General features: G+C 36.6%; 6 protein-coding genes. All 6 read left to right on the top strand.

The genetic code is table 11. The annotated features are described in order from the left end of the window. The first annotated feature begins 233 nt into the window (after positions 1–233). The 6 genes from A9G28_RS01580 to tssG are packed head-to-tail and all read left to right on the top strand — an operon-like array spanning position 234 to position 9,444. Positions 234–500, top strand: coding sequence for a PAAR domain-containing protein (locus tag A9G28_RS01580; RefSeq protein WP_065567186.1), 267 nt, complete (start codon positions 234–236; stop codon positions 498–500). A gap of 5 nt (positions 501–505) precedes the next feature. Beyond that, positions 506–1,639, top strand: coding sequence for a hypothetical protein (locus tag A9G28_RS01575; RefSeq protein ID WP_065579551.1), 1,134 nt, complete (start codon positions 506–508; stop codon positions 1,637–1,639). Further along, complete coding sequence (locus tag A9G28_RS01570; RefSeq protein WP_065579550.1) at positions 1,640–4,969, top strand: ImcF-related family protein; 3,330 nt, start codon at positions 1,640–1,642, stop codon at positions 4,967–4,969. It begins immediately after the preceding gene. Positions 4,970–5,002: 33 nt separating this feature from the next. After that, a complete protein-coding gene (tssA, locus tag A9G28_RS01565; protein WP_065579549.1) occupies positions 5,003–6,613 on the top strand; it encodes a type VI secretion system protein TssA in 1,611 nt (536 codons plus the stop codon). 57 nt (positions 6,614–6,670) lie between these two features. Then, on the top strand, positions 6,671–8,434 hold the full coding sequence (tssF, locus tag A9G28_RS01560; protein ID WP_065579548.1) for a type VI secretion system baseplate subunit TssF: 1,764 nt from the start codon (positions 6,671–6,673) through the stop codon (positions 8,432–8,434). Beyond that, positions 8,398–9,444 carry a type VI secretion system baseplate subunit TssG gene (tssG, locus tag A9G28_RS01555; protein ID WP_065579547.1) on the top strand — a complete coding sequence of 349 codons (1,047 nt, stop codon included), beginning with the start codon at positions 8,398–8,400 and terminating at the stop codon, positions 9,442–9,444. Before tssF ends, tssG begins: the two co-directional genes overlap by 37 nt. Positions 9,445–9,464 lie beyond the last annotated feature (20 nt).

The raw sequence follows: 9,464 nt of genomic DNA, 5'->3' as shown, positions 1-9,464 counted from the left end.
TTATACAGATATGAGTGTTTAAATTATTAAATAAAATAGAAGAGTAAGCAAAGATGTGATCATGGCATAAATAGCCAACCTATCTGGCTTTATCTGTTCTAGGCGATGATTTTTTGAAAAACAATGGTATAGAAATTTGTCATATGAAGTTATAATTTAGTCAAACCTAACATGTTACATATAAATCAATAATCGTGTTAGTAACAAACATAAAAAATTAAGGAATAAAAACAATGGGAAAAAATGTGGTTCGATTAGGTGACCCAACAACACATGGTGGGTCTGTAATATCTGCATCTTCAACGGCAATCATTGAAGGCAAACCAGTTGCTTTAATTGGTGATCTTGTAAGTTGCCCTAAAAAGGGACATGGTATAAATAAAATTATCGAAGGGGCTAAAATGAGCCTTTTTGATGGTAAAGCTGTAGTTATTGATCAATGTTTATGTGAATGTGGCTGTAAAGTGCTTTCTACAATTAGCTCAGCGGTAATGGAATAAATATTATGTCTTGGCCTAAACCTACTGTTATTGATCCGCTAGAAGCACCAAAAGCATTACATCTTGGAAGATGGTTATTCTTTTTTATCCTATTAATTCTCATTACAGGCATTGTGCTTGCATTAATGTGGCCTGATAAAAACTCTTTTTTGCAATGGACGTTTTGGTTAAGTATTGCATTTATTTCGGCAGCAATAGGAAGCATTGCTGTTAGTGTTCGGTTTTATCTTTATGGTCTTGCGCAAGAAGAATATGAAATATGGCAACTTGAACAAAAACAAATTGAACAAAATTGGCAAGAGTGGGCAATGCAATCATTAATTGTTCTTAATAGTTTTTATGCTTTACCGAGTAAAATCAGCATAGACGATATTATGGAGAATAGCCAAAATCTGACTTCTCATGCAAATAAACCGTTAATTTTTAATGATGATTTTGATATGACTGGATGTGTTGAAAGCTTATTTTCTTCAATGCAAGATGTATTATCTTTACTTTCTCCGAAAGAATTTATCAATATTATCGTTTACTCGTCACCTGAATCATATGGTCTTTCTGAAAAAGATATCGATGTTGCTTATAAAAATGCAAAAATTAAACAACCTTATACGATGTCTTATCAGATTATGAGTCAAGTAGATACTGACAAGTTAATTGAGCGGATAGAAAGCCCTCAATCCTCCATACAATTAATCATTATCAATAATACTGGCTCATCGGGTTCTGCTTTCATATGTGCTTTTTTATTTACTGATAAAAAATACTATCAAGATTTAGCTATTGATATTGGCAAAAACGAAATTTTACGACCTATGATAACTCAAGATATGCCGATAGGCATTCAGCAGATGGCTGAAATGCAATCAGTAATTCATCAGGTAAAACAACTTTGGTTTTCTAATTTAGATAAAAAACAAGAAGTTAATGTTGCTAAACAGTTGGCGGAATGGGATATATCTCCTGAACTGATGTATCACTTAGAAAATATTGCTGGTAATCAAACTGAGCTATCTTATTGGCTTTCATTGGTATTGGCATGTGAAATGGTAACTAAAACAAAACAAAATAATTTAATTGCTGCAATGAACCATAATCAATGGTTATTTTCAGTTGTGACAACAATAGATAGGGAGTCGTAAATGAAAAATAAATGGAAATGGATTGGCTTAATTTTTATTATATTATTGATTGCACTATTGTTAGCGTTAGGGCTCTTTTTTTGGGGGGATTGGTTTGGCTATGCAACAGTAAGAGAAAAATCTCAATTATGGATACAAGGGATGTTATTGTTATTTGGTTTACTGCTAACCCCTATTCTTATTACAAATAGCTATAAATTGTGGGCAAAAGACAAAACTAAGCGTGAATCTCTCAATCCCGTCAAAAATAAAAAACCAAAAGAGCCACAGCCATTTGCTGAATTTTTGGATATTAAAAAACAGTGTAGATATCGTTTAGGACCATTTTGGCGTTATAAAATTTGCAAATGTTTAGTATTAGGTTTTCATTCCGACGTTGAGCTTTTGTTACCTAATTTACCAAAAGATCAGTGGCAGTTGTGCGATAATACGTTAATGGTATACGGTGGTGATATTCAAGATGAGCCAAATATACCGTGGTTGCAAGCCTTAAAAAAGCATTTTTCGCGTATTTTGCCATTTTTTACTAAACCAATAGATGCTGTTGTTTGGGTTACACCTAAACAGTACCTTGATAATAATCGCCGGCAACAATTATTGCTCGAAAAGGCTGTACTAAAATTACAAGCTCGCAAAAAGGCTTTAAAATGGTGTGCGCCACTTTATTTAGTTGCAGGGCAACAAAGCCAATGGTCACAAAAAGGGCGAATAGAACAAAGTGTTGGTTTGCTTTTTACTGAATTAAAACAAGAGGCAATGGAGCCGGTTGTTGTATCTCTTAATCAATTAGCTCAAGAATGCAGCCAACGAGGCGTGAGACAAATCAAAGATAATACCAATTATTCGTTTTTACTCAAATTAAGCCAAGACTTGGTTAAGCGCGATATTTCTAATATTAAGCGTTATTTGACTTCTTTGATTTCCTTTCCTTATTCTCCGAATGTTCGTGGGCTTTTTTTTACTCCTCACCAATCACAGACCCATGAAGAAACGTCTATTTTTGAACATTCCTTAGCAATGACTCCGACATGGCAATCTATTCGAGATGATGCCAACGCACAAATGGGTCGGCGAATGGGGATACAATGGGATATTTGGTCCTGTTATGCTGTAATTTCATTTATGGGGATAATGTGTATAGCACTATGTACTTCATATTTTCGAAATGCATCTCTCATTGATGATAGTTTTGAGCTTGTAAAGCAAGCGGACGGTTCGATTAAGAAAGATTATACCTCACGGTTACAGATACAGCATCAGTTACAACAACATCTAGAACAGTTACTTTATCGCCAAGAAAAAGGCGCTCCTTTATTTTATCGTTTTGGTTTAAATCATAATGACGAAGTGCTTAAAAGAATGTGGCTTACCTATCGTGCAACTAACTCACGTAATATTGCAACGCCACTTCATAATATCATGACTGACTATTTGACTTTATTAACCGAATTACCGCCTGGTGATTCTAGAAGGGAAAAATTGGTCGATTCAGCATATGATGTGTTAAAAGCCTATTTAATGATGGGTCGCCCAGATAAGAGCGATGGGCTTTATTTGAGTGAATTTGCCACAAAAAAATGGCGTACGCCAGAAGGTGTGAGTGATGGTGATTGGCAAAGGTTGATGCCCGACTTAGTTCGCTTTTGGGGGCAAATGCTTAACCTACACCCTAATTGGGCACAAAATAATGATGCGCGTTTAGTTAAAGATGTTAGGCAAATTTTAATTAATAAAATTGGTGTGCAAAATGCACTTAATACTCTTTATCAAGAATTGATTCAGCGAGCGAGCCAACATTATGCAAATCAAAATTTGAATCAGTTACTTGAAGGCTTAGACAGCCAAATGCTGTTTTCAACCGATGTTGAAATACCCGGCGTTTATACCCGCAAAGCTTGGGATGACACCATTAAAAGCGAAATTGCTGAAATGGCAAAATATCGCAAAGAACAAATTGACTGGGTGTTGAGTGATGGAGAAAGCGATTTAACTGCTTCGATTTCTCCTGATACGTTAAAAAAACAACTTACCGATCGGTATTTTAGTGAGTATGGTGCTGCATGGCAATATTTTCTAAATACGATACAATGGCATTCATCTAATAATGTTTCAGATGTTATTGAACAACTTACCTTACTTGCTGATACTCGGCAGTCCCCTTTAATTGCTCTAATTAATGTGGTCAAATATCAGTCTGAAGTGGCGTATTCGGGGGACGGGTTATCAGATAACTTAATTCGTTCAGCGCAAGAACTGATTGGGAATAAATCAAAAACAGGATTACCGATAAATAACGAAGCGTCAGGGCCGTTAACTGCTACATTTTCACCGGTTACTAGCTTGCTTAATAGTAAAAATACCGATGGGCTTTCTTTACAAACTTACTTATTACGTATTACACAAGTTCGCTTAAAATTACAAAATATAGCTAATAGTGCCGACCCTCAGGCCATGATGCAAGGATTAGCAAAAAGTGTTTTTAAAGGTACTTCAATTGATTTAACCGAAACACGAGATTATGGCAATTTAATTGCTGCTAATTTAGGTGAAGAGTGGTCAGGATTTGGTTATAGCCTATTTAAACAACCATTAGAACAATCTTGGCAAGTGGTGTTAGCACCCGCAGCCAATAGCTTTAATGAGGTTTGGCAAAATTATATTGTTAGCCAATGGGAAAAATCTTTTGCAGGGCGTTATCCTTTTAAAAATAGTGGTAACGAGGCATCATTAGCTGAACTTGCACGTTTTTTGCGTGCCGATACAGGCCTTATTGATAATTTTATTACCAGTGAACTAAGTGGCGTATTAGAAAAGAAAGGGGGAAGCTGGGTTGTTAACTCTGTAAATGCTCAAGGCCTTAATTTTTCGCCTAAATTTCTTGATACATTAAAATTATTTAATGAAATATCGGCAGAATTACTTGCAACAGGGGATGTGGCTTTGTCATTTGATCTGATGCCACGGAGTGGTAACAAAATTGCGCGGACTGAATTGCTGATTAACAAACAAAAAATAGATTATTTTAATCAAACCCCTACATGGAAGCGCTTCAATTGGCCTGGTGATGGATACTCATCTTACTCACAATTAAGCTGGAGTAGCGATACCTCAGGGCTACGACTTTATCAATATCATGGTGGTGATTGGGCATGGATCCGTTTGCTTGAGTCTGCATCTGTTAAACCGTTAGATTCAAGTCGCTATGAACTTATTTGGAAAACGCCTGATCACCGTAAGTTAAAATTCATTTTACGTACTCAGTTAGGTGGTGGGCCATTAACATTATTGAAGTTGCGTAATTTTACTTTACCGAAAACGGTATTTGAATAACGATTAATTAAAATAAAATGTTGGATTATTATTATGTTTAGCCAATTACTAAGCCGTTTTTTGGGGCAACAAGCTCCTAATGAGTCAGTGAAAGTAGAATTAAATCAACATTGGGATAATTGGTTACAGCCAATTACGCCCGATAAGCCTACAGGAGAAGACCTAACATATCACGATACGTTTCAAAATATTAAAGAAGAGATCACAAAATTATCAGGGATTGATTACTCTCTGATTGTTACGGAAAGTGAAACAATATTAAAACAACATAGTAAAGATATCCGTGTTGTAACTTATTATTGTTTGGCTCGTTTATATATAGATGGTGCTGAGGGGTTTGCTGATGGTGTTGAGCTGTTAGCTGGATTATTAGATAAATTTGGCTCATCAATTTATCCTTCACGGCAAAATATCCGTAAAAACGCGATAGAATGGCTTGCTAATGCAAAATTTATTGATCAGCTTACTCACTTGCAACCTTTATCTGAGCATTGTTTGACGCGTATTATTGTTGCATTAAATCAAATTGATCATTGCTGCCAAAAGTTATTTGTTAGCGATAATCCTGATCAATCTATCGATCCTCCTAACTTATCTGCATTAGTTCACTTTTTTAATAGTGGTATAAATCAATCGGTTAAACATTCCAGTGTAGAAAATACAGCTTCAGCTACGCCGGTTTCTTCTCCGCAGCAAGAACCAGCTAAAAATATAACCGAAATAAAGATCAGCTCTCAACGTGATGTACTCGATCAGGCTCGTAAAATGGCCTCTTTTTTACGTGAAAAACCAGAAGGGTACCTTGCTGCTGGTCGTTTTTTACGAGTGCTTAGGTGGGATACGGTTATTGATTTGCCGCCCGCTGATCATAGAGGAAAAACGCGATTACCAGCACCAAGAACAGAGCTTAAACAACATATTAGCCGTTTAATTCTTCAACAACAGTGGACAGAACTTTTTGAGCGTGTTGAAGCGGCTTTTATGGAAAGTGCTAACCATTTCTGGTTAGACTTGCAACGAGCAACGGTAATGTCGCTACAAAAAATGGGAGAGCCTTATCAATCATGGGCTGATATTTATTTAACGGACATTGGTTTAATGTTAGAACGGCTAAATGGTATTGAGCGCCTATTTTTTGAAAATGGTATGCCATTTGCTGACGATGAAACATTAAACTGGATTGCAAATAATGCTCGCATTCATCATTTAGATGAAGGTGACAGCATGGTACCTATAGCTGTATCTGGCGAGAATGATTGGAACGAAATTGAAAAACAAGCTCTTGAGCTTGCTCATGCTGAAAACTTAGAAAAAGCATTTTATTGGCTACAAAATTTGCCATTACTGCGCTCTCCTAAACAACGATATTTGTTGCGCTATACTCAGGCGAGAGTGGCAGAACAGCTTGGTAAACAAGATATTGCATTAAACTTATTAATTGGGCTAAATAATCAACAGCAGTCTTTAACTTTATTACAATGGGAGCAGGAATTATTATTTGATGTTAAGCGATGTTTATTGCGTTTAATTAAGCAAAAAAATAAATCCAAAGAGATAATAAAGCCACATTTATTGGAGTTAAGAGAGTTGTTACAGCAAGAGCTAACCGAACTCGATCCAGCTAGAGCATTAAGTATGATGTAATTTTATAAACTATAAAAAATAATCAAACTAACGAATATGAAAATAAAGAGATAAATAATGGATGATCTAATTTTACGTTATTACGAATCTGAAATGCGCTACTTGCGAGAAGCTGGAAAAGAGTTTGCTAAAATTCATCCTGATAGAGCAAGCCAACTTAATTTAGATCGAGTTGGTGATCGCGATCCTTATGTGGAGCGATTATTTGAAGGTTTTGCCTTTTTAACGGGGCGATTACGCCAGAAGATTGATGATGATTTGCCTGAACTTACCGAAAGCTTAGTTAGCTTACTTTGGCCTCACTATTTACGGCTGATTCCGTCATTATCTATTATTGAGTTGACGCCAAATTATGAGTCTTTATCTCGCCCTGAAGTTATCCCGATGGGGTTGCAAGTGCAAACAGAGCCACTTGGCCCGACGGGCACAAGATGCCCATATCGTACGACGCAAGCGGTGAAGCTACAACCTATGAACATCAGCCAAGCCAAACTTGGCATCCATCATGATGGCCGTAGTATGATTACGCTTCGCCTAAGTTTTAGTGCGTTAGCCGATTTTGAACAACTTGACTTATCTCAACTAAGATTATATTTGAATGCTGATGGGCCAATTGCATCAACATTACATTACATGTTAACCCAACAAGTTGCATCAACACATTTTCGTTATGCAAATCGACCGGGAGAGCGTATAAATTTCCAAGGAAAAATAACACCTGTTGGTTTTGGTGAAGATGAGCGATTGTGGCTAAAACCCGATAATGCTTTTGCTGGATATCAACTTTTATTAGAGTATTTTGCTTTTCGCGAAAAATTTATGTTTGTTGATTTGCATGGGTTAAATGCTTGTGAGCTCTCGAAAGAGTGTAGCTACATAGACATTGAACTATTGCTTAACCAAGCTTGGCCAAGTGATATGCCTTTTGACCATGGTAATATTCGTCTGCATTGTGTACCTGTCATTAATTTGTTTGAGATGGAAGCTGATCCTATTGTTGTTAACCAATTAGAAAGTGAATATCTGCTTCGCCCATTATTGCTCCAAGATGGGCATGTTGAGATTCATTCTGTCGAACATGTAGAAGCTATCACTCGTAATGGACGTTACCATTATGTGCCTTTTACCAGTTTTAAACATCGAGGTGGTATGTTACGACATGATGCACCAGAAAGGTATTATCATACTCGAGTTCGTAAAGGTGCATCAGGTTTGCATGATACTTGGTTAATTTTGGGGGGCAAAACTTGGGGTAAAGATGAGGAGCTTGAGGCCGAAACGTTATCATTACGAGTAACGGGTACTAACGGTATGTTACCACGTAAAGCATTACGTAATGCTCGAATTCATGAGCTGTGCTATTCTCAAAACAGCATATCTAAAGTACAGAATTTATGTTCTCCAACATTACCTTGCTATCCACCAACAGAAGATCGTTTTTATTGGCGAGTATTATCTCATTTAGCACCTAATTATTTGTCATTAATGAATGCCGAAGTGTTACGTGGGACACTTGCTTTGTATGATTGGACCGATAACGAATTAAATCGTCGGCGTTTAGAGGGGATAGTAGAAGTATCCCACCGAATGATTAAACGTATTGAAAAAGGGATGTTACAGCGAGGAATAGAAATTGAGGTGACAATTAACAGTTACCAGTTTACAGGTGAAGGTGATGTGATGCTTTTTGGTGAGTTGTTACACCAGTTTTTTGCATTATATGCCGATGTTAACTTATTTACACAATTAGTGATTATTCTTTTACCAACAGGAAATAAAATTGTATGGCATCACAGCAAAGCATCGAAAACAGCCCTTTAATGCAGGCGCTTGAAAAACAACTGCCAAAATTGAATTTTTACCGTTTTTGTCAGTTAATTGAACAAATTTATGCAGATGGGCCGGTGTTGGGTAAACATGAAACGCCAGTAGCGGATCCTTTGCGTTTTGCGCCATCAATAGACATGTCTTTTCCTGCAAGTGAGCTTAAATATATAGAGAGAGCGCCTTATATTAATCGGCCAGCCACAGTTAGAACTCGATTTTTAGGTTTGTACGGTGTTGATGCAGTATTACCACTAGGTTTACTTGATAATATTATTCGTCGTGAAGAAAATTACCAAGCTATGACAGACTTTTTAGATATATTTAACCATCGTATAATAACGCAGTTTTATCGAATTTGGTTGAAATATCATTACCCAGCAAGCTTTTTAGATGGTGGAAAAGATCCAATATCACTATCTTTACTTGGATTAACAGGATTCGGTATAAAAGGGGCAACAGAACAAGTTGGTACCCCATCATCGCGTTTTTTAGCATTATTAGGTTTAATTACACAAAAAACGCGCACCGCAGAAGGAATAGTCGGGTTAGTTCGTGTATTAGTCAATGATGCAAAAGTTGTTGTAAGTGAGTTTTTTCCTGTCTGGCAATCAATTGATAATCCTGCTCGGCTAGGAAGCAAAGGGAGACAAAGAGCAGCTTTAGATGGTGGTGCTATATTAGGATCTCGCTTTAAAGAGTGCAATCAAACCGTTCATATCGCAATTACGCCGCAACACGAAAACCAAATTGCAGATTTACTTCCTGGAGGGCAACTATATCGCGACCTGTTGGCTTTGTTACGCGCTTATTTAGGTTATCAAGTTGATGCTAAAATGACACTCTATATTCAACGCCAATTTTTACCTCGTAGTCAATTGGTATCTAAAAATAGTCGATTAGGACAAACAGCATCATTTAATAAAAAAACAGTAAATGCTAAATCGGTTCCAGATGAAGTCGCTATAAATTTAGGGTATTATTCTGGAATTAGTTATGCAGCATAATATAAAGAAAGGAAATAAAT

The organism is Gilliamella sp. Fer1-1 (assembly GCF_001690825.1).
GTDB lineage: Bacteria > Pseudomonadota > Gammaproteobacteria > Enterobacterales > Orbaceae > Gilliamella > Gilliamella apicola_C.
Note: the sequence above shows the minus strand (reverse complement) of the source record. Positions and strands in the feature narration are given on the sequence as shown.

Excerpts from the sequence above, each read along its gene's own strand:
- A9G28_RS01580 (WP_065567186.1), top strand. The coding sequence starts at position 234 with ATGGGAAAAAATGTGGTTCGATTAGGTGACCCAACAACACATGGTGGG.
- A9G28_RS01575 (WP_065579551.1), top strand. The coding sequence starts at position 506 with ATGTCTTGGCCTAAACCTACTGTTATTGATCCGCTAGAAGCACCAAAA.
- A9G28_RS01570 (WP_065579550.1), top strand. The coding sequence starts at position 1,640 with ATGAAAAATAAATGGAAATGGATTGGCTTAATTTTTATTATATTATTG.
- tssA (WP_065579549.1), top strand. The coding sequence starts at position 5,003 with ATGTTTAGCCAATTACTAAGCCGTTTTTTGGGGCAACAAGCTCCTAAT.
- tssF (WP_065579548.1), top strand. The coding sequence starts at position 6,671 with ATGGATGATCTAATTTTACGTTATTACGAATCTGAAATGCGCTACTTG.
- tssG (WP_065579547.1), top strand. The coding sequence starts at position 8,398 with ATGGCATCACAGCAAAGCATCGAAAACAGCCCTTTAATGCAGGCGCTT.